At 61.6% G+C, this 24,052-nt stretch carries 25 protein-coding genes; 18 read left to right on the forward strand and 7 right to left on the reverse strand.

The genetic code is table 11. From position 1 onward, the window contains the following. The first annotated feature begins 143 nt into the window (after positions 1-143). The 8 genes from B5P46_RS32665 to deoA all read left to right on the forward strand — a co-directional run bounded on the left by B5P46_RS32665 (position 144) and on the right by deoA (position 8,217). The gene (locus tag B5P46_RS32665) at positions 144-1,136 is read left to right on the forward strand and encodes a BMP family lipoprotein (RefSeq protein WP_129422326.1); all 993 of its coding nucleotides are present in this window, start codon (positions 144-146) and stop codon (positions 1,134-1,136) included. A gap of 88 nt (positions 1,137-1,224) precedes the next feature. Beyond that, positions 1,225-2,736 carry an ABC transporter ATP-binding protein gene (locus B5P46_RS32670; RefSeq protein ID WP_129422327.1) on the forward strand — a complete coding sequence of 504 codons (1,512 nt, stop codon included), beginning with the start codon at positions 1,225-1,227 and terminating at the stop codon, positions 2,734-2,736. 7 nt (positions 2,737-2,743) lie between these two features. Continuing rightward, positions 2,744-3,847, forward strand: a complete 1,104-nt coding sequence (locus B5P46_RS32675; RefSeq protein ID WP_129422328.1) for an ABC transporter permease — start codon at positions 2,744-2,746, stop codon at positions 3,845-3,847. A 10-nt stretch (positions 3,848-3,857) separates the two neighbouring features. After that, a complete protein-coding gene (locus B5P46_RS32680) occupies positions 3,858-4,829 on the forward strand; it encodes an ABC transporter permease (RefSeq protein ID WP_028740642.1) in 972 nt (323 codons plus the stop codon). 1 nt (position 4,830) lies between these two features. After that, complete coding sequence (locus tag B5P46_RS32685) at positions 4,831-5,220, forward strand: cytidine deaminase (protein WP_003544464.1); 390 nt, start codon at positions 4,831-4,833, stop codon at positions 5,218-5,220. Next, on the forward strand, positions 5,217-6,017 hold the full coding sequence (locus B5P46_RS32690; protein WP_129422329.1) for a purine-nucleoside phosphorylase: 801 nt from the start codon (positions 5,217-5,219) through the stop codon (positions 6,015-6,017). The genes B5P46_RS32685 and B5P46_RS32690 overlap by 4 nt, the downstream gene beginning before the upstream one ends. A gap of 114 nt (positions 6,018-6,131) precedes the next feature. After that, complete coding sequence (gene deoC / locus B5P46_RS32695; protein WP_129422330.1) at positions 6,132-6,908, forward strand: deoxyribose-phosphate aldolase; 777 nt, start codon at positions 6,132-6,134, stop codon at positions 6,906-6,908. A gap of 1 nt (position 6,909) precedes the next feature. Next, positions 6,910-8,217, forward strand: coding sequence for a thymidine phosphorylase (deoA, locus tag B5P46_RS32700; protein ID WP_129422331.1), 1,308 nt, complete (start codon positions 6,910-6,912; stop codon positions 8,215-8,217). A 6-nt stretch (positions 8,218-8,223) separates the two neighbouring features. On the opposite strand, the gene B5P46_RS32705 is transcribed toward deoA, so the two are convergent. The 7 genes from B5P46_RS32705 to B5P46_RS32735 form a co-directional block, all read right to left on the reverse strand. Continuing rightward, on the reverse strand, positions 8,224-8,793 hold the full coding sequence (locus B5P46_RS32705; protein ID WP_129422332.1) for a TIGR02281 family clan AA aspartic protease: 570 nt from the start codon (positions 8,791-8,793) through the stop codon (positions 8,224-8,226). Positions 8,794-8,918: 125 nt separating this feature from the next. Beyond that, positions 8,919-9,548: a uracil phosphoribosyltransferase gene (upp, locus tag B5P46_RS32710; protein ID WP_003544477.1), complete on the reverse strand. Its 630-nt coding sequence runs from the start codon at positions 9,546-9,548 to the stop codon at positions 8,919-8,921. Positions 9,549-9,651: 103 nt separating this feature from the next. After that, the gene (locus tag B5P46_RS32715) at positions 9,652-10,620 is read right to left on the reverse strand and encodes an adenosine deaminase (protein WP_129422333.1); all 969 of its coding nucleotides are present in this window, start codon (positions 10,618-10,620) and stop codon (positions 9,652-9,654) included. Beyond that, the gene (locus tag B5P46_RS32720) at positions 10,617-11,837 is read right to left on the reverse strand and encodes a phosphopentomutase (RefSeq protein ID WP_129422334.1); all 1,221 of its coding nucleotides are present in this window, start codon (positions 11,835-11,837) and stop codon (positions 10,617-10,619) included. The genes B5P46_RS32715 and B5P46_RS32720 overlap by 4 nt, the downstream gene beginning before the upstream one ends. A gap of 210 nt (positions 11,838-12,047) precedes the next feature. After that, positions 12,048-12,629, reverse strand: coding sequence for a TadE/TadG family type IV pilus assembly protein (locus B5P46_RS32725; protein ID WP_129422335.1), 582 nt, complete (start codon positions 12,627-12,629; stop codon positions 12,048-12,050). Then, entirely contained in the window at positions 12,629-13,264 is a 636-nt protein-coding gene (locus tag B5P46_RS32730; protein WP_129422336.1) for a TadE/TadG family type IV pilus assembly protein, read from the reverse strand. The genes B5P46_RS32725 and B5P46_RS32730 overlap by 1 nt, the downstream gene beginning before the upstream one ends. Before the next feature lie 114 nt (positions 13,265-13,378). Next, complete coding sequence (locus tag B5P46_RS32735) at positions 13,379-13,789, reverse strand: pilus assembly protein N-terminal domain-containing protein (protein WP_129422337.1); 411 nt, start codon at positions 13,787-13,789, stop codon at positions 13,379-13,381. A 380-nt stretch (positions 13,790-14,169) separates the two neighbouring features. Between B5P46_RS32735 and B5P46_RS32740 the strand changes: the two genes are divergently transcribed. The 10 genes from B5P46_RS32740 to B5P46_RS32785 all read left to right on the forward strand — a co-directional run bounded on the left by B5P46_RS32740 (position 14,170) and on the right by B5P46_RS32785 (position 23,924). Beyond that, complete coding sequence (locus B5P46_RS32740) at positions 14,170-14,355, forward strand: Flp family type IVb pilin (RefSeq protein ID WP_049734173.1); 186 nt, start codon at positions 14,170-14,172, stop codon at positions 14,353-14,355. 123 nt (positions 14,356-14,478) lie between these two features. Next, a complete protein-coding gene (locus B5P46_RS32745) occupies positions 14,479-14,991 on the forward strand; it encodes an A24 family peptidase (RefSeq protein WP_129422338.1) in 513 nt (170 codons plus the stop codon). A gap of 111 nt (positions 14,992-15,102) precedes the next feature. Then, on the forward strand, positions 15,103-15,918 hold the full coding sequence (gene cpaB, locus B5P46_RS32750; protein WP_129422339.1) for a Flp pilus assembly protein CpaB: 816 nt from the start codon (positions 15,103-15,105) through the stop codon (positions 15,916-15,918). A gap of 11 nt (positions 15,919-15,929) precedes the next feature. Further along, positions 15,930-17,429 (forward strand): type II and III secretion system protein family protein, encoded by a 1,500-nt coding sequence (locus tag B5P46_RS32755; RefSeq protein ID WP_129422340.1) that lies wholly within the window; start codon positions 15,930-15,932, stop codon positions 17,427-17,429. Next, positions 17,426-18,178 (forward strand): CpaD family pilus assembly protein, encoded by a 753-nt coding sequence (locus B5P46_RS32760; RefSeq protein WP_129422341.1) that lies wholly within the window; start codon positions 17,426-17,428, stop codon positions 18,176-18,178. Before B5P46_RS32755 ends, B5P46_RS32760 begins: the two co-directional genes overlap by 4 nt. Positions 18,179-18,192: 14 nt before the next feature. Further along, complete coding sequence (locus tag B5P46_RS32765) at positions 18,193-19,470, forward strand: AAA family ATPase (protein ID WP_129422342.1); 1,278 nt, start codon at positions 18,193-18,195, stop codon at positions 19,468-19,470. A gap of 133 nt (positions 19,471-19,603) precedes the next feature. Next, a complete protein-coding gene (locus tag B5P46_RS32770) occupies positions 19,604-21,079 on the forward strand; it encodes a CpaF family protein (RefSeq protein WP_129422343.1) in 1,476 nt (491 codons plus the stop codon). Between the two features lie 5 nt (positions 21,080-21,084). Then, positions 21,085-22,092: a type II secretion system F family protein gene (locus tag B5P46_RS32775; RefSeq protein ID WP_129422344.1), complete on the forward strand. Its 1,008-nt coding sequence runs from the start codon at positions 21,085-21,087 to the stop codon at positions 22,090-22,092. A gap of 15 nt (positions 22,093-22,107) precedes the next feature. Further along, complete coding sequence (locus B5P46_RS32780) at positions 22,108-23,094, forward strand: type II secretion system F family protein (protein ID WP_129422345.1); 987 nt, start codon at positions 22,108-22,110, stop codon at positions 23,092-23,094. A gap of 197 nt (positions 23,095-23,291) precedes the next feature. Then, positions 23,292-23,924 carry a LysE family translocator gene (locus tag B5P46_RS32785; RefSeq protein WP_129422346.1) on the forward strand — a complete coding sequence of 211 codons (633 nt, stop codon included), beginning with the start codon at positions 23,292-23,294 and terminating at the stop codon, positions 23,922-23,924. Positions 23,925-24,052 lie beyond the last annotated feature (128 nt).

Below are 24,052 nucleotides of genomic sequence, written 5' to 3' on the forward strand. Positions count from 1 at the left end.
GAAAAATTTCTGGTGAATTTTTCCGTGAGCCATGCAAGGATGCACGCAGCCAGGCCTCCGGGGGGAGGTCGGTGGTTCCGCAGACATGTCCGAAAAGGGCTTGCGGGAGGACCCCTAACGAATAGCAACAACAGGGCTGCACAATGAAAAAATCCCTTCTCACTCTCTTTGCCGTGGCTGCCATGTCGACGACGGCGCTTGCCGCCGATGTCAAGCCGGCGCTGGTTTACGGCACCGGCGGGAAGTTCGATAAGTCCTTCAACGAGGCGGCCTATAACGGTGCCGAGAAGTTCAAGGCCGAAACCGGCATTGCCTATCGCGACTTCGAGCCGACGGGCGACACCCAGGGCGAACAGGCCATCCGCAACTTCGCCAGCCGCGGTTTCAATCCGGTGGTTGCCGTTTCCTTCGCCTGGACCTCGGCCATCGAGAAGGTTGCAGCCGAATTCCCGGATACCAAGTTCATTATCGTCGACTCCGTTGTCGACAAGCCGAACGTCCGCTCGGTGGTCTATAAGGAAGAAGAAGGCTCCTACCTCGTCGGCGTTCTCGCCGGCATGGCCTCCAAGACCGGCAAGGTCGGCTTCGTCGGCGGCATGGACATTCCGCTGATCCGCAAGTTCGAATGCGGCTACGAGCAGGGCGCACGCTCCGTCAAAGCCGATATCGAAGTGTTCCAGAATATGACCGGCACCACGGGCGCTGCCTGGAACGACCCGGTCCGCGGCGGCGAGCTCACCAAGAACCAGATCGACCAAGGCGCTGACGTCGTCTATGCGGCAGCCGGTGCCACCGGTCTCGGCGTTCTGCAGACGGCCGCCGACAACAAGAAGCTGTCGATCGGCGTCGACTCCAACCAGAACTACCTGCATCCCGGCTCGGTCCTGACCTCGATGGTCAAGCGCGTCGACCTCGCCGTCTACAATGCCTACAACGACACCAAGAACGACAAGTTCACCGGCGGCGTCCAGGCGCTCGGCGTCAAGGAAGACGGTGTTGGAGCCGCGATCGATGAGCACAACAAGTCTCTGATCACGCCGGAAATGCAGGCTGCCGTCGACAAGGCCAAGGCCGACATCATCGCGGGAACCGTCAAAGTTCACGATTACACCTCGGACAACGCTTGCCCGAAGTGATCCGCGCCCGAATGTGATCGACGATTGAGATCGGGCGTATGGCGGAGGGGATTTTCGCCATACGCCCTTTTCTTATTTGGAGCCTGCAGTGACAGATAAGCCCGCTATCGAGCTTGTCGGCATCGACAAGAAGTTCGGTGCCGTCCACGCCAACAAGGACATCAACCTGACCGTTGCCAAGGGGACGATCCACGGCATCATCGGCGAAAACGGCGCCGGCAAATCGACCCTGATGTCGATCATCTATGGTTTCTACCATGCCGATAGCGGCGAGATCCGCGTCAACGGCAATCCCGTCATCATCCGCGACAGCCAGGCGGCGATCGCCACCGGCATCGGCATGGTGCACCAGCATTTCATGCTGGTCGATAATTTTACGGTTCTCGAGAACATCATGCTTGGCGCCGAAGGCGGCATGTTGCTGGCCAGGGGCGTTGCCTCGGCCCGCGCCGAGCTCAAGCGGCTGGAAACGGAATATGGCCTGGAGGTCGATCCCGACGCGCTGATCGAGGAGCTCCCGGTCGGCCTGCAGCAGCGTGTCGAGATCCTGAAAGCCATGTATCGCGGCGCCGAGATCCTGATCCTCGACGAGCCCACCGGCGTGTTGACCCCGGCGGAGGCCGATCACCTTTTCCGCATCCTCAAGGTGCTGCGTGATCAGGGCAAGACCATCATCCTCATCACCCACAAGCTACGCGAGATCATGGCAATCACCGATACGGTCTCGGTGATGCGCCGCGGCGAAATGGTCGCGACCCGCAAGACGTCGGAGACGGCAGTGGAGGAACTCGCCGAGCTGATGGTCGGCCGCCGGGTGCTGCTGCGCGTGCAGAAGGGCGAGGCCAACCCCGGATCTGCCGTGCTGTCCGTCCGCAACCTGACGGTCAAGGATAATCGCGGCGTCACCATGGTCGACAATGTCTCCTTCGACGTGCGCGCCGGTGAGATCGTCGGCATCGCCGGTGTCGCGGGCAATGGCCAGTCCGAATTGCTGGAGGCGATTGCCGGCATCCGCAAGCCGACCTCCGGCGAAATCCTGCTCGACGGCCAGACGATCGACAAGGCCGATCCCGCCCGCTTGCGTGATCTCGGCCTCGCGCATATTCCCGAGGACCGCCATCATATGGGCTTGGTGCTGAAATTCGAGGAATATGAAAATTCCGTGCTCGGTTATCATCGCCGCCCGGCCTACAGCAAAGGCCCGCTGCTCGATCTCGAAGCGATCCGCAAGGATGCGATGGAGAAGATCGAGAAATACGACATCCGCCCGCCGAATCCGCGGCTGAAGACGGCGAATTTCTCCGGCGGCAACCAGCAGAAGATCGTCGTTGCCCGTGAGATCGAACGCGATCCGAAGATGCTGATCATCGGCCAGCCGACACGCGGCGTCGATATCGGCGCCATCGAATTCATCCACCGCCGGATCATCGAAATGCGTGACGCGGGCAAGGCGATCCTGCTCGTCTCCGTCGAACTCGATGAAATCCGCTCCCTTTCAGACCGTATCCTTGTCATGTTTGCCGGCCATATCGTCGGCGAGAAGACGCCCGATGCCGGTGAACAGACCCTCGGCCTGATGATGGCCGGCATTGCCGCGTGAGGCCTTTATGAGCACTGCTTCCGTTCCACTACCAAACTGGATCAACTACGGCCTCATCCCGCTTTTGAACCTCACCGTCGCCTTCCTGATCTCCGGCTTCGTTGTCTGGCTGATCGGCGAGAGCCCGCTCGATGCGCTGTCGCTGCTGATCCAGGGCGCGCTCGGCAATGGCGAAGGCATCGGCTTCACGCTGTATTATGCGACGAGCTTCATCTTCACCGGGCTCTCCGTCGCGGTGGCCATCCATGCCGGCCTCTTCAACATCGGTTCCGAAGGCCAGGCCTATGTCGGCGGCCTCGGCTGCGCGCTGGTGGCGCTGGCGCTCGATCGTTACGTGCCGTGGTATGTGACGATGCCGATCGCCGTCGCCGGCGCCGGCCTGTTCGGCGCAGCCTGGGCCTTCATCCCAGCCTTCCTGCAGGCAAAACGCGGCAGCCACATCGTCATCACGACGATCATGTTCAATTATATCGGCGCGGCACTGATGGTGTACCTTCTGGTGCATGTGCTGATCGTGCCGGGCAAAATGGCGCCGGAAACCCGCACCTTCCTCGAAGGCGGTCAATTGCCGAAGCTCGGCTGGGTCATGCAGCTGTTCGGCGCCAAGCTGGGTGCTGCTCCGTTCAACGTCTCCTTCATCATTGCGCTCGTCGTCAGCTACCTCGTCTGGCTGCTCGTCTGGCGCACCAAGCTCGGTTTCGAGATGCGCACGCTGGGCGTCAGCCCGACGGCGGCGGCCTATGCCGGCATCCCCTATGCCCGCACCGTGATCATCGCCATGCTGCTCTCCGGTGCGCTCGCCGGCATGATGGCGCTGAACCCCGTCATGGGCTCGTCGGCCCGTCTGCAGGTGGAATTCGTCGGTGGTGCCGGCTTCGTCGGCATCGCCGTCTCGCTGATGGGCCGCAACCATCCGCTCGGCATCATCATGGCCGCGATCCTCTTCGGTATCCTCTACCAGGGCGGCGACTGGATCTCCTTCGAAATGCCGAATATCACCCGCGAGATGATCCTCGTCATCCAGGGTCTGGTGATCCTCTTTGCCGGCGCGCTGGAATACATGTTCCGGCCGGCGATGGTGCGCCTCTACCAACAGTTCAAGCGCGGTTAAGGAGCGGGCGATGGATTATTATGACATCTTCATCAGCGTTCTGAGTTCGACCATCCGCCTGTCGATCCCGCTGATCTTCACCGCCCTTGCCGGTCTGTTTTCGGAACGAGCCGGCATCTTCGATATCGGCCTCGAGGGCAAGATGCTGGGCTCGGCCTTTGCTGCCGCCTGCGTTGCCTATCTCACCGATTCGGCATGGCTCGGGCTCGGTGCCGGCATCCTCTGCTCGGTGGCGCTGAGCCTGGTGCACGGTTTCGCCTCGATCACCAACCGTGGCAACCAGATCGTCTCCGGCGTCGCCATCAACTTCTTCATCGCCGGCATCACCATCGTGCTCGGTCAGGCCTGGTTCGGCCAGGGCGGGCGCACGCCGCAGCTGGCGCCGGATTCGCGCTTTGCGCCGATCATCCTGCCGGGCGCCGATGCCGCCCGCGACATACCGATCATCGGCCCGCTCTATGCCAATGTCATATCAGGCAACAATATCCTCACCTACCTAGCCTTCCTCGCCGTGCCGTTTTCCTGGTGGGTGCTTTACCGCACACGCTTCGGCCTGCGGCTCCGCGCCGTTGGCGAAAATCCGGGCGCGGTCGATACGGCCGGTATTTCGGTTGCCTGGCTGCGTTACCGCGCCGTCATGTGCGCCGGCATTCTCTGCGGCTTTGCCGGCACCTATCTGGCCATCGCCCAGTCCGCCGCCTTCATCAAGGACATGTCGGCCGGCAAGGGTTATATCGCGCTCGCCGCTCTGGTCTTCGCCAAGTGGAAGCCGGTGCCCGTCATGTTTGCCTGCCTGCTCTTCGGCTTCCTCGATGCGCTGGCAAATTTCATGCAGGGCAAGCAGGTGCCGCTGATCGGCGAAGTGCCGGTTCAGGTCTTCCAGGCGCTGCCCTATGTCCTCACCTGCGTCCTGCTTGCCGGCTTCATCGGCGTCGCGACCCCACCGAAAGCCGGTGGCGTGCCTTATACGAAGGAGCGTTGATATGTCTCACGATCTGTTCGAAGCCGCCCGCGGCGCTATGGCCTTTGCCCATGCGCCCTATTCGAAATTTCCGGTCGGCGCCGCGATCCGCGCCGAGGACGGTAAGGTCTATACCGGCGCCAACATCGAAAACCTCTCCTTCCCGCAAGGATGGTGCGCCGAGCCGACGGCGATCGGCGCCATGATCATGGGCGGCGCGAAGAAAATCGTCGAAATGGCCGTCATTGCCGAGAAACTGCCGCTCTGCCCGCCCTGCGGCGGCTGCCGCCAGAAGATCTCCGAATTCGCCTCCAAGGAGACGAAGATCTACCTCTGCGATGAAGCAGGCGTGAAGAAAACCATGACGATGGAAGAGCTTCTTCCCTTCAGTTTCGAGACCGAACTCGGATGAAGGCGACAGTCAACCTGCTCGCCGCGCTGCTCGGCGGGATCAAGCCGCGCCACGGCATCGTCCTTGGCTCCGGTCTCGGCTCCCTCGTCGGTGAGCTCGACGGCGCCGTGCGTGTTCCCTATCGCGACCTGCCGGGCTTTCCCGTCAGCGCCGTATCCGGCCATGCAGGCGAAGTCGTCGCCGGCCGCCTCGGCGGCGTGCCTGTCGTCATGCTCTCCGGCCGCGTGCATTATTACGAAAAGGGCGATGCCAACGCCATGCGCCTGCCGATCGAGGTGCTGAAGGCGCTCGGTGTCGAAGCGCTGATCCTGACCAATTCCGCCGGATCGCTACGCGACGACCTGCCGCCCGGCTCGGTGATGCAGATCACCGATCACATCAACTATTCCGGCATGAACCCGCTGATCGGCGAGGAAAGCGATCATCGTTTCGTCGGCATGACCAGCGCCTATGATTCAGGCCTTGCCGCGGCGATGCAGAGGGCAGCGGCAAAGCTTAAAATCGAGCTGGCGCAAGGTGTCTATATGTGGTTCTCCGGTCCAAGCTTCGAAACGCCGGCCGAAATCCGCATGGCGCGCATCCTTGGTGCCGATGCCGTCGGCATGTCGACGGTGCCCGAGGTCATCATCGCAAGAATGCTGGGCCTGAGGATTGCAGCCGCCTCCGTTATCACCAACTATGGGGCAGGCATGACCGGCAATGAGCTCAGCCATGAAGAAACCAAGGACATGGCGCCCATCGGCGGCGCCCGTCTCGCCGCCATATTGAAAGACATGATTGCGGCTGGAACAGGATGATTTTAGGCCGGGTCGGCCTAAAATCTGAATCCTGTTCTGCATTATATCGTGAGAGCATGATGTCGTCCGAAAACCGCTCACACTTTTCGGCATCATGCTCGAGAGGAAGCGAAGATGAATAGCCATTCCAACCGGGAGACGGCGGCTGTCGCCCTTTCTCTTCTCGATCTTACCAATTTGAGGGATGATTGCACCGAGGCGCAGATCGAAGCGCTCTGCGCCCGTGCGCAGACGCCCTACGGCAGCAGCGCTGCGATCTGCATCTGGCCGCGGTTCGTCGCTCAGGCCCGCAATATCCTTGGCACTGCGCACGCCGTGCGTATCGCGACCGTCGTCAACCTCCCCTCCGGCGATATGGAAGTCGCCGATGTCGCCGCTGAAGCCCGCGAGGCGATTGCCGATGGCGCCGATGAGATCGATCTGGTCATCCCCTACCGCAAGCTGCTCGCCGGCAATGAGAAGGCGGTGACCGACATGGTCAGGGCCGTGCGCGCCGAATGCGCCGGCCCCGTCCTGCTGAAGGTCATCATCGAGACTGGCGAGCTGAAGGATGCGGCATTGATCCGCCGTGCCTCCGAACTCGCCATCGAAGCCGGCGCCGATTTCATCAAGACCTCCACCGGCAAGGTCGCCGTCAATGCGACGCTCGAAGCCGCCGACATCATGATCCGCGCTATCCGCGAAAGCGGCCGCAAGGTCGGCTTCAAGCCGGCCGGCGGTATCGGCTCGGTGGCCGATGCCGCACTCTATCTGAGCCTTGCCGAAACCATCATGACACCGGACTGGGCAATGCCGTCGACGTTCCGCTTCGGCGCTTCCGACCTGCTCGACGATATCCTGTCGGTTCTGAGCGGAGCACAGTCGGCACCGGCTGCGGCGTCGAGCTACTGAAATGATTCCGCAGGAGATCATTCGGCGTAAGCGCGATGGCGGCGAACTCGACGCCGCCGAAATCAGCTCCTTCATCGCGGCACTCGCTGCCGGTCGATTGTCGGAAGGCCAGATCGGCGCATTCGCCATGGCTGTCTGGTTCAAGGGCATGTCGCGGGCCGAAATCGTGGCCTTGACGCTGGCGATGGCCGATTCCGGCGACAGGTTGCAGTGGACCGATATCGACCGCCCGATCGCCGACAAACATTCGACCGGCGGGGTCGGCGACAATGTTTCGCTGATGCTGGCGCCGATCGCCGCCGCTTGCGGCCTCGCCGTTCCGATGATCTCCGGGCGCGGCCTCGGCCATACCGGCGGCACGCTGGATAAGCTCGAATCCATTCCCGGCTATATGATCACCCCGGACGCGGACCTGTTCCACAAGGTCGTGAAGGAGGCGGGATGCGCCATCATCGGTCAGACCGGCACCTTGGCGCCCGCCGACGGCAGGCTCTATGCTGTGCGCGATGTGACCGCCACCGTCGATTCCATTCCCCTCATCACCGCTTCTATTCTCTCGAAGAAACTTGCGGCGGGGCTTGAGACGCTGGTGCTTGACGTCAAGGTCGGCAACGGCGCTTTCATGGCTGACCGCGACCAGGCAGAGATCCTCGCGCGGTCGCTGGTTGAGGTGGCCAATGGCGCAGGCGTGAAGACCTCGGCCCTGATCACCGACATGAACCAGCCGCTTGCCGATAGTGCGGGCAATGCCGTCGAGATGCGCAACTGCCTGGATTTCCTGGCGGGCAGAAAGGCGGACACGCGGCTTGAGACCGTCGTTCTTGCCTTCGCCGCCGAGATGCTGGTGAAATCCGGCGTTGCCGCTTCGGCTGATGAAGCCGAGGGAATGGCGCGTCAAGCGCTGTCATCGGGAAAGGCGGCTGAAGTCTTCGCGCGTATGGTATCGATGCTCGGCGGCCCGGCCGATCTCATCGAAAACCCCGACCGATACCTGGCAAGGGCGCCGGTCGAAAAGCCTGTCCCGGCTGCCCGGTCCGGCTGGCTTGCTGCCTGCGATGCGCGCGGTATCGGCGTCAGTGTCATCGACCTCGGCGGCGGAAGACGCCATCCGGCCGACCGGATCGACCATCGCGTCGGCTTTTCCGAACTCCTGCCGCTCGGCACCCGCGTAAACGCGGGCGAACCAATCGCTCTCGTTCACGCCGCCGACGAAGCCGCGGCGGAACGGGCAGCTGCAGCACTTGCCGCGCACTACCGCATTACCGAGGACAAGCCGGAGCTGACACCGGTCATTGCGGGCCTGATCTGACGCGGTTTACTGCTTGAGGCTGAGCGAACCGTCGGCGACGGAATAGGAGGCGAGCTTCTGCAGGAAGCTCATGCCCACCAGTGTCGTCGTCAGCGCATCGTCCTTCAGGACGAAGGCTTCGACATTCCGTACGCGAATACCGCCGATCTCGACGCGGTCGAGTGTCACATGCGCGGCCTTCGTCTGGCCGTTCGCGGTGTTCACCCCGTAACGGAAATCGAGTTGGTTGGCGGTGAAGCCCAGCCGGCGGGCGAGCGTCTCGTTGAGCGCCACATAGGTGGCGCCGGTATCGATCAGGCCCTGCACCGGCTTGCCGTTGATCTTGAAGCTGCCGGTATAGTGGCCCTGCGCATCGGCCCGCAGGCGGATCGTATTGCTGCCGTAGATCGGCTCCGGTGCGACCGGCTGCTCGGTTTCGGTCGATACGTAATTGGCGGAGAGAGCGTCAGCGGGCTGCTGGCTGGTGCTTCCAAAGAAGGAAGGCACCTGTGTGGCGAGCACCGCGGCGATGCTGGCGAATAGGACGGTACGCACGAGCATGAAACAGAAATCCTTCCTGTATAAACCCGGCTTCATGCAGGGACTCATGCTTCCAGCTTGCTAAACCTCAAGTGCTGATAAGTTGCTAATGTCGACGCCAAAAGGCCCGGAATGAACCTCCGGGCCGTAAAGTCTTTCGATTTGGTAAAGGAAGGCTGAAATTACTTGGTGCCGTACATGCGGTCGCCAGCATCGCCGAGGCCGGGCATAATATAGCCCTTCTCGTTGAGATGACTATCGATCGATGCAGTGAAGACCGGAACATCGGGATGCGCGGCGCGGAAGTTGCGGATACCTTCCGGGGCGGCAAGCAGGCAGAGGAAGCGGATATTGTGGGCGCCGCGTTCCTTGAGCTTGTCGATCGCCGCGATCGAGGAGTTGCCGGTCGCAAGCATCGGGTCGACGACGATGATCAGCCGCTCGGCCACGTCCTCCGGCGCCTTGAAGTAATATTCGACCGGCTGCAGCGTTTCGTGGTCGCGGTAGACGCCGATATGCGAGACGCGGGCGGACGGCACGAGATCGAGCATGCCTTCGAGCAGCCCGTTGCCGGCGCGCAGGATCGAGGCGAAAACCAGCTTCTTGCCTTCGAGGATCGGCGATTCCATCGTCTGCAGCGGCGTCTCGATCGTTTCCATCGTCAGCTCGAGATCGCGGGTCACCTCGTAGCAGAGCAGCGTCGAGATTTCGCGCAGCAAGCGCCGGAAACTTCCCGTCGATGTCTCCTTGCGCCGCATGATGGTGAGCTTGTGCTGCACAAGCGGATGATCGATGACCGTGACGCCGTCCATGGGGAAGCCTTTCATTCTTTCTATCGAATGTTTCTTTCACGGAAATCGGCCCGACCGCAAGAGTGGCGGCCAATTTGCGTCGATCTTCCCCAGCCTCTAACCCTCAGATTCGGGCGAGCAGGGCCTTGCGTGTCTCATCGTCGACGAAGGCGGCTTCGATCGCCGTGCGCGTCATGGCATCGATCTCGGCGTCGCCGAAGCCGAAGGTCCCGGCCGCAAGTTCGTATTCCCGCTTGAGCGAAGTATGAAAGAAAGGCGGATCGTCCGAGCTGATCGTCACCCGCACGCCTGCGTCCTTCAGCCGGCGCAGCGGATGGGAGGCGAAATCGGGAAAGACCCCGAGCGCGATATTGGAGCCCGGGCAGATCTCGAGCACGGTGCCGAGATCGGCAAGCCGCTTCACCAGATCGGGATCCTCGACGGCGCGCACGCCATGGCCGATGCGCGAGGGGCGCACCGCATCGAGCGCGTCGGCGACGCTGAAGGCGCCGCAGACCTCGCCGGCATGGATGGTGAGCCCGAGGCCGGCATCGCGGGCGATATCGAAGGCGCGGGCATAGTCGGCCACACGGCCCATGCGCTCTTCGCCGGCAAGGTTGAAGCCGGTAATCAAGGGATTGCCGGCCTTTGCCGCATATTCGGCAGCACCGATCACGCTCTCCGGACCGAAATGCCGCTCGCCGGTGACGATTAGCCGGGCCTCGATGCCGCTCTTTTCCTTGGCCCGCCGGATGCCTTCGCAGATACCTGATATATAGGCATCGGCACCCAGCCCGATGCGGTCTCCGTGGTCGGGCGAAACGATGAGTTCGCTGTAGATCGTATCGATGCCGGCCAGTTCGTCGAGATAGGTTTCCGTCAGAAGCGCATAGTCCTCCTCGGTTTGGTAGACTTCGGAAACCTTGTCGTAACATTCGAGGAAGCTTGCGAAATCATGCCAGACATAGGCTCCATCGCGAAGCTGTGCGCTGATGTCTACGCCATATTTCCGCGCCTGCGCCGCGGTCAGCGCCGGCGGGGCCGCACCCTCCAGATGGCAGTGCAGCTCGACCTTCTTCAAATGCGATGTCACAGAAAACTCCTTCCGTGCGGTCCGGTCGGGATGCCGAGATGCCGCGCGATGCTCTCGCCGATATCGGCATAGCTGCGGCGCACGCCGATTGAACGCGACCGGATGCCGGGGCCATAGGCGATAACAGGCACGCGCTCGCGCGTATGGTCCGTGCCGCGCCAGGTCGGATCGCAGCCATGATCGGCGGTGAGTACGACGAGATCGCCGGGTTTCAGTTTCTTGTGGACTTCGGGCAAGCGCGCATCGAAAGCTTCGAGTGCTGCGGCATAACCCGGCACATCGCGGCGATGGCCGTAGATCATGTCGAAATCGACGAAATTGGTGAAGACGAGATCGCCATCCTCAGCCTCGTCGATCGCCGAGAGCGACGCATCCATCAGCGCCTCGTTGCCGTTCGCCTTGATGACCCTGGAAATCCCCTGATGCGCGAAGATATCGCCGATCTTTCCCACCGCGTGCACGTGTCGTCCGTGCTCGATCAGCCGGTCGAGCAGCGTCGGCTCCGGCGGCAGCACGGAAAAGTCGCGCCGGTTTCCGGTCCGCTGGAAGGTAGAGGCAGACTGGCCGATGAAGGGCCGGGCGATGACGCGGCCGATATTGTAGGAATCGAGCAGCCCCCGGGCCAAACGGCAGAAGGCGATCAGACGATCGAGGCCGAAATGCACCTCGTGCGCCGCGGCCTGGAAGACGGAATCCGAGGAGGTGTAGCAGATCGGCTTGCCGGTGCGGATGTGGTCTTCGCCGAGCCGGGCGATGATCTCCGTTCCCGAGGCATGGCAGTTGCCGAGGATGCCGGGCACGTCAGCCTCCCTGCATAGCGCGTCGATGAATTCCTCAGGAAAGGCGTCGCCCTCTATCGGGAAGTAACCCCAATCGAAACTGACAGGTGTTCCCGCGATCTCCCAATGGCCCGATGGCGTATCCTTGCCGCGAGAAATTTCAGTGGCAGCGCCATAAATGCCGTAGACCTTCTCCGGGACGGGCATGCCGGCCGGAAACCGGCCGGAGGCGGACCGCGCGATGTGCATCAGCCCGAGTTCCGACATGTTGGGCAAGGAAAGCGGCCCTTCGCGCAATCCGGCGCGGTCTGCGGCTCCGGCTGCGCAGAACTCGGCGATATGGCCAAGCGTATCGGCGCCCTCGTCGCCATAGGCCGCCGCATCCGGCGCTCCGCCGACGCCGAAGGAATCCAGAACAAAAAGAAAGGCACGCGCCATTTTACACCCGAGAGGACCGATCGCCGGCCTCTGCAATATCGGAGGCGGCCGAGATCCAGCCATATAATGCGGCGGCCGGCTTGGCAAATTACAGCGCCGCGCGTCTTTTTCAGACGCGCAAAGGGCGCTGTAACACTTTGAATTGCTGCATAACTCCCTAATCGATTTCGATTGAGGAGGTTATGCAGCAGAGAAGAGCGGGAAGGGCCGTCAGCAGTCGCCGCAGGGGATCGAGTCGCCTTGCCGCTGGCGGTAGAAATAACTGCGGCTGATAGTGATCGTACGCATGCCGTCCGGCATGAAGTTCGGGGCGAACAGGAACATCGTATAGGGGATGCTGACCTCGGTACGGACCAGGAAACTATCCGCCGTCTTCATATCAGACGGCACGTCGCTCACCGCGGCGTTCTTGGCGTAGGGCACCGTCCCGTCTTGCGCCCAGGACCAGAGCACTTTCGCATTGGCGCCGGCGTCGATGCTAATCCCGGTGATCTTCATCGTCAGCGACGTCGTGTTGTAGGGCAGGAAGATTGCATTTGCGACCGATGGCATTTGCGCAAGCGCACTCTTGGTGACGGATTGCTGCTGGGTGACGAGGTCGGCCACCGTTCCTGCGGCGCGTGTCACGCGCTTGCTGACGCTGAGGCCGACCGTGATCTCGAAAGCGCCGATATAGAGCATGACCAGCACGGGAAAGAGGATCGCGAATTCGATCGCGCCGGCGCCCTTGCGGTCGCGGGTGAGCCGCCGCGCCGTCAGGACCAGTCTGGTGAACGGGTTGCGCAACGCCATTATGGATACTGCTCGTTCTGGAAGGCCGCGGTCCCGACGATCAGATATTGCCTGGGCATCGAAGCGTCGGAGGGACGTATCGTGGTGATGTAAGGCCGGACCAGATCCGCGGTGATTTCCCAGCGATAATAAGCGCGCAGCATGTTGATCGTGCCGGCGCCACCCGGCGCATATTTGAAGGCAGCCGTGTTGATGTCGGCATATTTGTCCGTGGAAACCTTGGGGATCGTCGTCGGAATGGCCGAAAAGGTGCTGAACGTCTGTACATCCACGTAGAGCTTGCTCGGTGTGGCGACTTCGGTCGCCGAGCAGCGGATCAGGATCGAGATCTCATCGCAGAAAGCCTGGCGGAATTGCGCCTGGTTCATATCGGTCGTGCGGCCGAGATTATATGTGATCTGCCCGGTTCGCATCCGGCGGCTCATCGTATCGACGGCATTGGAGACGAGTTCCTCGGCGGCGAAGGCGACGAAAGTTTCGAGGATTGCGAAAATCACCAGGAAATAGGGAATGGCGAGCAGGGCGAATTCGATCGCCGCAGCACCCTCGCGTGAGCGGGCGAGAGCGCGAAACCGTAAGAAACGGAACGGCGCAAAAGCGCGCCCCTTATCCGTCTTCTGATCAATTACCGTCATTGCCTGGACCCGAGCGACATTTTCCAGTCGTCAGACTAAGGTCCGTTCGTTGATTTTCCGTTTCAACCTGACACGACCATTTTAACGAATGGTCGAAGAAGGGAGGCAAGCCGATCAAGGCGAGGTGGTGCCCGTGGTCGCTTGCTGCGCATGCTGCTCGCAGTTCGGCGTGCAGGACAGCACGGAGCGCTGGGTCTGCCGGTAGACGCGCACCGTATTGCCCTCGTCGATCGACACCAGGATGCGTTCGTCGAGGATTGCGTTGCCGTCGGCATCGAGGAGAACCAGATTGGTGGTGCCGAAGCTGCGTCCCGTGAGCACGATGGTCTTGGCGTCGGCCACGGTCGCATCGGCGACCGCGGCATTGCCGACAATCACCTTGCTGACCGGGCGATCGAGCTTCAGCACGCGCGCGTGATCCATGTAGACGCGCAACATGTCATCGTCTGCGGCCGCGGACACTCCCGAAATACCGAAAACGGCGATCATGCCGGCAAAGAAAATGGGTTTGCCGCTCGATGACATTGGGTCCTCTTTCACGATCACAGCGCAATATCCGCATAGAATGGAAAAAAATGGTGAACGAAGCCTTAAGCCTACCGCCCTGTTCCAGGATGAAGCGTAATGCTCCGATTTGGTACGGCTTCGGGGCGGCGTACGCCTCGGTTGGAAACAGAATATGTGCTATTTCCGGGTGAATGCGGCGGTTATTCTGGGAATATCGTTAAATATTGAGCGAAGCGCTTAAGAAAATACTGACTCTACAAAGGCCTGTTGTCTCGTTCACATGTCGTTAACTCTTTTCCTTAAGCCGATGGAAACGGCCATTCGCTAGGTTGCAGTCATCCGATCAACGGCAAACAGTTGGCGGACGTGCTGAACATCAACTGGAGTTAGGAGTTACCATGACCAAGCTTTTTAGCCGTTTTCTGAAGGACGAATCCGGCGCGACCGCAATCGAATACGGCCTGATCGCCGCTCTCATTTCCGTAGCGCTCATCACCGGCGCAACGGCACTCGGCAACAATATCGGCAACACGTTCACCAACCTGAGCGGCAAGATGAGCAGCGCGGCCACTGCGGCCAAGTAACGATAGGCGCCGACGCGGCGTCTGCATAATGCTGGTCGGATTTAATCTGGCCGATTTATCGAGCGGGCTCACAGGCTGAACGGCCGTGAGCCTTTTCGCATCAAGTCACGATCGGGTATACGCATGATCGCAGCTGCAGTCTTCGTAATACTGCCACTCTGCCTTGCCATGGCGGCTTTCTCGGATCTGTTCACCATGACGATCCCGAACCGCATTTCCGTGATCCTGATCGCCTCTTTCCTTGTGCTGGCGCCGTTCTCGGGCCTCGGCCTGCAGGCAATCGGCATGCATCTTGCTGCCGCCGCCATCGTCTTTAGCGCCTGCTTTGCTCTTTTTGCTTTCACTGTGATGGGCGGCGGCGACGCCAAGCTATTAAGCGCCACCGCGCTCTGGTTCGGTTTGAACCAATCCCTCGCTTTCCTGATGATCGATGTCGCCATCATCGGCGGCCTCATCACCTTGCTCATCCTGCTGGTGAGGGCGCAATCGAATACCATCCTCGCCATCGGTCTGCCGGTGCCGAACTCGGTGCTGCTCGCCAAGAAGATCCCCTACGGCATCGCCATCGCCATCGGCGGCTATATGGCCTTCCCGTCCTCACCGATCTTCATCGCTGCGCTGGAAAGCCTGAAATAAACGGCATTTTAAAAGCCCGTTAACTTAAAATGTAAGCGTTCCATTAACCATAATTATACCAATTGCTGAGCATCCTACAGGGCGAACATGTCGTGCCCTGAGGAATGATCGATGAAACCGGCCCGCCTTATAATCCTAGCTGTCGCCGTGGCGGCAGCCGGCCTTGCCGGCCTCCTGGCAATGCGCATGGCGGGCAGTGGCGGTGTCGTTACCCAGGTCCGCTCGGTCGTCGAGAAGGAACCGACCGTCAACATCCTCGTCTCGAGTGGCAATCTGTCGGTCGGCGCAAGGCTGGACGACCAGTCGATGCATTGGATGGCCTGGCCGCAGGGCGGCGTCGTCCCGGGTCTCATCACCGAAGCCGACAAACCGGATGCGATCAAGGATCTGCAGGGCGCCGTCGTGCGCCTGCCGATCTTCGAAGGCGAACCGATCCGGCCGGAAAAGGTCGCCGATTCCAGCAGCCGCATCCTCTCCTCGCTGTTGCCGGCCGGCAAGCGCGCCGTCGCGACCGAGATATCGGTGGCAACCGGTGCGGGCGGCTTCATCCTGCCGAATGACCGCGTCGACGTCATCATGGTCCGCAAGGGCGCTGAGGCCGACAAGCTCATCACCGAAACCGTGCTGAGCAATGTCCGGGTCCTCGCCATCGACCAGCAGATCCAGGAAAAGGACGACGGCTCGAAATCGGTGGTCGGCACGACCGCGACGCTCGAGCTCACGCCCGATCAAACGAAGGTTCTTGCCGTTGCCCAGCAGATGGCGGACCGCCTGTCGCTCGCGCTGCGCTCGGTCGCCGATGCGCAGGAGCAGGATACCAGTGCCGCCGACTATCTGCTGAGCGGCGACAACGGCAGTGCGATCATCCAGGTCATCAAATCGGGCGCCATCGTCACGGATGCCGGCGCCGCGCCGAAGGCGGAGTAAGGGACGAGCAAATGGGCAATTCAACGCGGCGCGCCGGACCTCTCCTGACAGGTTGCCTTTCGCTGGCAATCGGCATCTCCGGTATAGTGCCGACCCCTTTCGTCCCACTTTTCGGAGCAGGCGAGGCGCGCGCCGATTCCGATAGCCTGGTCCGTATCTCGCAGACCGGCTCCAATGCTCATCGCCGGCTGAAGCTCGGGCTCAACAAGGCCGTCGTCGTCGATCTGCCGGAGGATGCGCATGATATCCTCGTCTCCGATCCGACCATGGCCGATGCCGTGACCCGCACCTCGCGGCGCATCTACCTGTTCGGCAAGAAGGTCGGCCAGACGAATATCTTCGTCTTCGGCGCCGGTGGACAGGAGATCGTCAATCTCGACATCGAGATCGAGCGCGACGTTTCCGGTCTCGAAGTCAATCTCCGCCGCTTCATTCGCGACTCCAACATCAACGTCGAAATCGTCTCCGACAACATCGTGCTGACCGGCACGGTGCGCACGCCGCAGGATGCCACACAGGCCGCCGATTTGGCGCAGGTCTTCCTGAAGGGCGGCGAGGCGACGACCAGAACCGAAACGGCATCCGGCACCGGCGGCGACAGCTCGGTGGCGCTCTTTGCCGAAGGTCGCCAGACTTCGCAGGTCGTCAACCTCCTGCAGATCGAGGGCGAGGACCAGGTCACCCTCAAGGTGACGATCGCCGAGGTCCGCCGCGAGGTGCTGAAACAGCTCGGTTTCGACAATCTGGTTTCCAATTCCTCCGGCATGACGGTCGCCCAGCTCGGCAGTCCGAGCGCCGATAGCGCGACAGCGACGGTCGGCGGCGGCCTGGCGGCGCTCTTCAAGAGCTCGATCGGCAAATACGATATCTCCACCTACCTCAACGCGCTGGAACAGGCCAAGGTCGTCAAGACGCTCGCCGAACCGACGCTGACGGCGATATCGGGTCAGGCCGCGACCTTCAATTCCGGTGGCCAGCAGCTTTATTCGACGACCGACAGCGACGGCAACGTCACCGTCGTCCCGTTCAACTACGGTATCAACCTCGCCTTCAAACCGGTCGTGCTGTCATCGGGACGCATCAGCCTGCAGATCAAGACCAACGTCTCCGAACCGGTGGCCGGAAGCGGCAACGCCACTTACCAGCGCCGTTCTGCGGAGACCTCGGTGGAGCTGCCCTCGGGCGGCTCGATCGCGCTCGCCGGCCTTATCCGCGACAATGTTTCCCAGACGATGGGCGGCACACCCGGCGTTTCGAAGATCCCGCTGCTCGGGACGCTCTTCCGCCAGAAGGGGTTCGAGCGTCAGGAAACCGAACTCGTCATCATTGCAACGCCCTATCTGGTACGCCCGGTGGCGCGCAACCAGCTCAACCGGCCGGACGACAATTTCAGCCCTGAGAATGACGGTGCGACCTTCTTCCTCAACCGTGTCAACAAGGTCTATGGCCGCCGCGAGGCGCCCGTCGCCGATGCGCAGTTCCACGGCTCGATCGGGTTCATCTACAAATGAGCGGGGCGCAAGCGGCAGCGATGGCACAGAACAGAGATCAGGCGATGGCCCATATGAATGTGACGACACCCCGCCTCGGAATCTCGAAGGCGCTTTTTGCCACGGTCGCCATTTCGGTGGCGATACTTTCCGGATGCGCCGGCCCGCATGACCAGCTGACGACCGGCGGCATTCCGGACGATTACCGTGCCCGCCACCCGATCATCGTCACGGAAGCGGAGCAGACGGTGGATATACCCGTCGCCTCCACCGATCGCCGCCTGACCATCGCCCAGCGCGACCTCATCCGCGGCTTTGCCGCAAACTACATCTCGCGCGCCTCGGGCCCGGTCTACGTGCTGTCGCCGCAAGGCTCGCCCAATTCGGCGGCAGCCTATCAGCTGCGCAATCAGGTCCGCGCCGAGCTGACATCGAGGGGGATCGCAAGCTCGAAAATCGTCAACACCTCCTATGCCGCGGTCGGTCCCGGCGATGCGGCGCCGATCCGGCTGAGCTTTACCGGCACCACCGCGGTCACCACGCAATGCGGTCAATGGCCGAAGGACATATCGAACGATTTGACCAATCAAAATTACTATAATTTCGGCTGCGCATCGCAGAACAACCTTGCCGCCCAGATCGCCAATCCGGAGGATCTGGTGGCGCCCCGCGGCATGACCCCGATCGATGCGCAGCGGCGCAACAATGCGATCCAGGAATACCGGACGACGACGACGACGATCGAAGATGCCAGCGACAGCGGATTCTGAGGCGGAACGGAACGATGAGCGCGATCGAATACGAAATCAGGAATCCCAGCGAGCTTCGCAATGCCGAGGAGGCGGTGCGCATGGCGGATCTGGAAAACATGCGGCCGCTGCCGCGCATCTCCGTGCATGCCTTCTGCGAGAGCGAGGCCCTGCAGCAGGTCATGGAACGTTGCGCCAATGATCGGCGCGTCGCGAAAGTCAGCATGCGCATCACCAGCGGCGGAATAGCCGCTGCCGCCAACATGTTTTCCGGCGCCCCGACTCCGAACCTCATCATCCTCGAGACCAAGGCGAATGCCGCGAACTTGCTCGGCGAACTCGCGCCGCTTGCCGCCGTCTGCGATCCGACGACCAAGGTCGTCATTGTCGGCTATTACAACGATATCGGCCTTTATCGCGAGCTCATCCGCAACGGCATTTCCGAATATATGGTCCAGCCTGTCGCCATGCCCGATATCCTTACGGCGATGGCCTCGATCTTTGTCGATCCGGACTCCGAGCCGCTCGGCCGCAGCATCGCCTTCATCGGCTCGAAGGGCGGCACCGGCGCTTCGACCATCGCGCATAATTGCGCCTTCGGCATTTCCAATCTCTTCTCCACCGAGACGATCCTCGCCGATCTCGACCTGCCCTATGGCACGGCGAACATCGACTTCGACCAGGATCCGGCCCAGGGCATCGCCGAAGCGGTCTTCGCACCCGATCGTCTCGACGAGGTCTTCCTCGACCGCCTGCTGACGAAATGCTCCGAGCATCTGTCGCTGCTTGCCGCACCCTCGCTGCTCGACCGTGCCTATGATTTCGACGGCCAGGCCTTCCAGCCGGTGCTCGACGTCCTGCAGCGCAGCGCGCCCGTCACCGTGCTCGATGTTCCGCATGCATGGTCGGAATGGACGCGCTCGGTGCTGTCGAGCGTCGACGAGGTGGTCATCGCAGCGGTTCCCGATCTCGCCAATCTGCGCAACGCCAAGAACATGCTGGACGCGCTGCGCAAGATGCGGCCGAACGACCGGCCGCCGCATCTCATCCTCAATCAGGTCGGCATGCCGAAACGGCCGGAGATTTCGCCGTCGGATTTCTGTGAGCCGCTGGAGATCGATCCGATCGCGATCATTCCCTTCGACATCAGTCTTTTCGGCAACGCTGCCAACAGCGGCCGGATGATTTCCGAAGTCGACCCGAAGTCGCCGACGGCGGAAACCTTTTCGCAGATATCGCACATCGTCACCGGCCGTGTCGCGATCAAGAAGGCGAAGAAGGGCGGCCTGCTGGGCCTCCTGAAGCGCAAGTAGACGATGAGCATTTCCAGCAAAAGCGGGCAGCGGTTTTGCCTCCGGAATTGCGTGAAAACAAAAAGATAGAGCATTTCCGTGACTCCGGAGAGATCGGGAAATGCTCAAGAACGAGCAGATTGGATTGAGTGGCATGTTTGGAAAACGCGGAAACGAAGGTTCCGGAAAGGTCGGGGGGGCGATTGCTCCTCCGCCGCCGGCTCCGACCGCCGCCCCTGCGGCCTCTTCCCCCTCCATTCTGGTCGAACCCTCGCGCGAATCCGCACGCCAGCAGGTGACGCCACCGCCGATCCAGACGCCGCAGCGCAAGCGCCCGGCCCGCACCGATGAATATTACGACACCAAGGCGCAGGTCTTTTCCGCGCTGATCGACACGATCGATCTCTCGCAGCTTTCCAAGCTCGACGGCGAAAGCGCCCGCGAGGAAATCCGCGACATCGTCAACGACATCATCACCATCAAGAACTTTGCGATGTCGATCTCCGAGCAGGAAGAACTGCTTGAGGATATCTGCAACGACGTCCTCGGCTACGGCCCGCTGGAGCCGTTGCTGGCGCGCGACGACATCGCCGACATCATGGTCAACGGCGCCGGCCAGACTTTCATCGAAGTCGGCGGCAAGACGATCGAATCGGAGATCCGCTTCCGCGACAATGCACAGCTTCTCTCCATCTGCCAGCGCATCGTCAGCCAGGTCGGCCGCCGCGTCGACGAATCGAGCCCGATCTGCGACGCCCGCCTGCCGGATGGTTCGCGCGTCAACGTCATCGCGCCGCCGCTGTCGATCGACGGGCCGGCGCTCACCATCCGCAAGTTCAAGAAGGACAAGCTGACGCTCGACCAGCTCGTCCGTTTCGGCGCGATCACCCCGGAAGGCGCAACCGTGCTGCAGATCATCGGGCGCGTGCGCTGCAATGTCGTCATTTCAGGCGGCACCGGCTCGGGCAAGACGACCCTTCTGAACTGCCTCACCAACTATATCGACAGGGACGAGCGCGTCATCACCTGCGAGGATACCGCCGAACTGCAGCTGCAGCAGCCGCATGTCGTCCGTCTCGAAACGCGCCCGCCGAATATCGAAGGCGAGGGCGAGATCACCATGCGCGATCTGGTCAAGAACTGCCTGCGTATGCGCCCCGAGCGCATCATCGTCGGCGAAGTGCGCGGACCTGAGGTTTTCGACCTACTGCAGGCGATGAATACCGGTCACGACGGCTCGATGGGCACCATCCACGCCAACACGCCCCGCGAATGCCTGAGCCGTATCGAATCGATGATCGCCATGGGCGGCTTTACCCTACCGGCAAAGACGGTGCGCGAGATCATTTCCAGCTCGGTCGACGTCGTCATTCAGGCGGCGCGCCTTCGTGATGGTTCACGCCGCATCACCCAGATCACCGAGGTGATCGGCATGGAAGGCGACGTCATCATCACCCAGGATCTGATGCGCTACGAGATCGAAGGCGAGGATGCGAATGGCCGTCTGATCGGCCGGCACATGTCGACCGGCGTCGGCAAGCCGCATTTCTGGGATCGCGCCCGCTACTTCAACGAGGAAAAGCGTCTTGCCGCCGCCCTCGACGCGATGGAAGCGAAAACGAAGGAATAGGCGAGATGTTCGGGTTCGATCCCATAGTCCTGGCAATCGTCGTCCTCGCCGCCGTCTCCGCGGCGGCGGTCGCCTATGCCCTGTTGTTTTCGAAGATCGAGGCCGACAAGAAATCGGCAAGCCGCATCAATCGCGTCAAATCGGCCGAAAGCGACCGGGTCAAGGTCAAGGCCGCCCGTGACCGGGTGCAAGAGCTGTCGAAGCGCCGTAAATCGGTGCAGGACAATCTGAAGGATCTGGAAAAGCGCCAGCACGAAAAGACCAAGAAGAGCGTGTCGATGAAAGCGCGGCTGGTGCAGGCCGGCCTGACGATCACGGCGGCGAAATTTTATCTTATCAGCGCCGTCTTCGCCTCCATGCTGCTGCTTGTCGCTTTGGTCGTCGGCGCATCGTGGATGGTCATGGTCGGTATCGCCGTCGTCGCCGGTCTCGGCCTGCCGCGCTGGGTCGTCGGCTTCCTGATCAAGCGCCGCCAAACCAAGTTTTTGAACGAACTCCCCAATGCGCTTGACGTCATTACGCGCTCGATCAAATCAGGCCTGCCGCTCAACGATGCGATTCGCCTTATCGCCACCGAAGGCACCGAGCCGGTCAAGAGCGAGTTCCTGCGGGTGATCGAGGCGCAGCAGGTAGGCCTCAGTATCCCCGACGCCTGCGCCCGCATGACGATCCACATGCCGCTCCAGGAAGTCAACTTCTTCGCCATCGTCATCGCCATCCAGTCGCAGGCCGGCGGCAATCTGTCGGAAGCGATCGGCAACCTCTCCAAGGTGCTGCGGGAGCGCAGGAAGATGAAGGCCAAGGTCCAGGCGCTCTCAATGGAAGCCAAGGCGTCGGCTGTCATCATCGGGGCTCTGCCCTTCATCGTCGCGACCCTCGTCTACATGACGTCGCCGAACTACATGATGATCCTTTTCACCGATCCGCGCGGCCATTTCATCATGGGTGTCTCGGCGATCTGGATGTCGATCGGCATCTTCGTCATGCGCAACATGGTCAATTTTGACATCTAGCCGGAAGGAAGCACCATGTCGCAGGATCTTGCCGCAACGCTGACCAATCCGAGCATGCTGATCGCCCTTCTCGTCGCGATCGCCGTCTTCGCCACTTTTTACACGATTGCCGTTCCCTTCTTCGAGCGCGGCGATCTGAACAAGCGCATGAAGGCTGTTTCCACAGAGCGCGAGCAGATCCGTGCCCGCGAACGTGCCCGCATGAACACGGAAACCGGCGCCGGCAAGGCCTCGCTCAGGAGCCAGAACAACCGCTCGGTCCGTCAGATCGTCGAGCGCTTCAACCTGCGCAAGGCGCTGGTCGACGAAAACACGGTCAACAAGCTGCGTGCCGCCGGTTTCCGTTCGGAGAATGCGCTGAATAGCTTCCTGGTGGCGCGTTTCCTGCTGCCTTTCCTTTTCCTGGCGCTAGCGGCCTTCTGGGTCTTCGGCCTCGGCAATCTCGCCGAAAGGGGCATGGGCATCCGCCTCTTCGCCGTCATCGGCATCGGTTATCTCGGCTTCTATGCGCCGAACATCTATATCTCGAACCGCATGGGCAAGCGTCAGCACTCGATCAAGCGCGCATGGCCGGATGCGTTGGACCTGATGCTGATCTGCGTCGAATCCGGCATCTCGATCGAGGCCGCGATGCGTCGTGTGTCGGAAGAGCTCGGCGAGCAGTCGCCGGCGCTCGCCGAGGAGATGGTGCTGACCACGGCCGAGCTCTCCTTCCTGCCGGATCGCCGCGTAGCGCTCGAAAATCTTGCCACACGTACCCAGATCGAGTTGGTACGCTCGGTGACGCAGGCGCTGGTCCAGGCCGATCGCTACGGCACGCCGATCGCGCAGGCGCTGCGTGTTCTCGCCCAGGAAGGGCGCGACGAACGCATGAACGAGGCGGAAAAGAAGGCGGCCGCCCTGCCGCCGAAACTGACGGTGCCGATGATCCTGTTTTTCCTGCCGGTGCTGATCGCCGTCATTCTCGGTCCGGCCGGCATTCAGGTGGCAGACAAGTTCTGACGATTGTGCCGGCCCCGGAAAGCGGATGCAGCGTTCGGCAGAGACGCTGTTGCCTCAAAGGCCGTCGGCCGATCGCGGCCTTCAAACACGCGTGACCGCCGCCGGCATAGCTGGTAAACGGGATGGACGACCATCGGCAAGCGCGGATGCAACCGCAGTGCCTCTGGCGCGCGTTCAACACAAAAGCGAGGTCTCCGATGTCTTCTGCCGGCATTTTCATCAGCATCATGGCAGCCTTGGCCGTCGGCGCGATGAGCCCCGGCCCGAGCTTCGTCGTCGTTTCCAGGATCGCCATCTCGCGTTCAAGGCTGGATGGCCTTGCGGCCGCACTCGGCATGGGCGCCGGCGGTGTCGTTTTTGCCGTTCTGGCGCTTGCCGGGCTGACAGCGCTGCTGTCTCAGTTCGAATGGCTCTATGTCCTGCTGAAGGTCGCAGGCGGCGCCTATCTCGTCTATATCGCGGTCAATATCTGGAGGGGCGCCGGTCAGCCGCTCGAAGTCTCTGACGCCGTCAACGGCAACCGCGCGCTGAGATTGAGCTTCACGACTGCGCTGCTGACCCAGCTCAGCAACCCGAAAACCATCATCGTCTATGCCAGCCTCTTTGCGGCACTTCTGCCGAGGACGGTGCCGCTCGATCTCATCGTCGCGCTGCCGCTCGGCGTCTTTGCCGTGGAGGCGGGGTGGTATTCGATCGTGGCCTTCGCCTTTTCGGCCCGCCATCCGCGGCGTCTCTATCTTGCCGCCAAGGGCTGGATCGACAGGGCCGCTGGTGCCGTCATGGGCGGCCTAGGTTTGCGTCTCATTCTTTCGGGCCTGAGCGCCCGCTAGCTGTGAGCTTTCAGGAGGTTGTCCATTCGGAGCGGATTTAGGAGACTGGAGTTACCACACCTCAGTTTTCCAGGATCACTCCGAATGAACATCCATAAGAATGCCCGACTGACACCGTTGCGTCGAGA

Origin of the sequence: Rhizobium leguminosarum, from assembly GCF_004123835.1 — a bacterium.
Classification (GTDB): Bacteria; Pseudomonadota; Alphaproteobacteria; order Rhizobiales; family Rhizobiaceae; genus Rhizobium; species Rhizobium leguminosarum_M.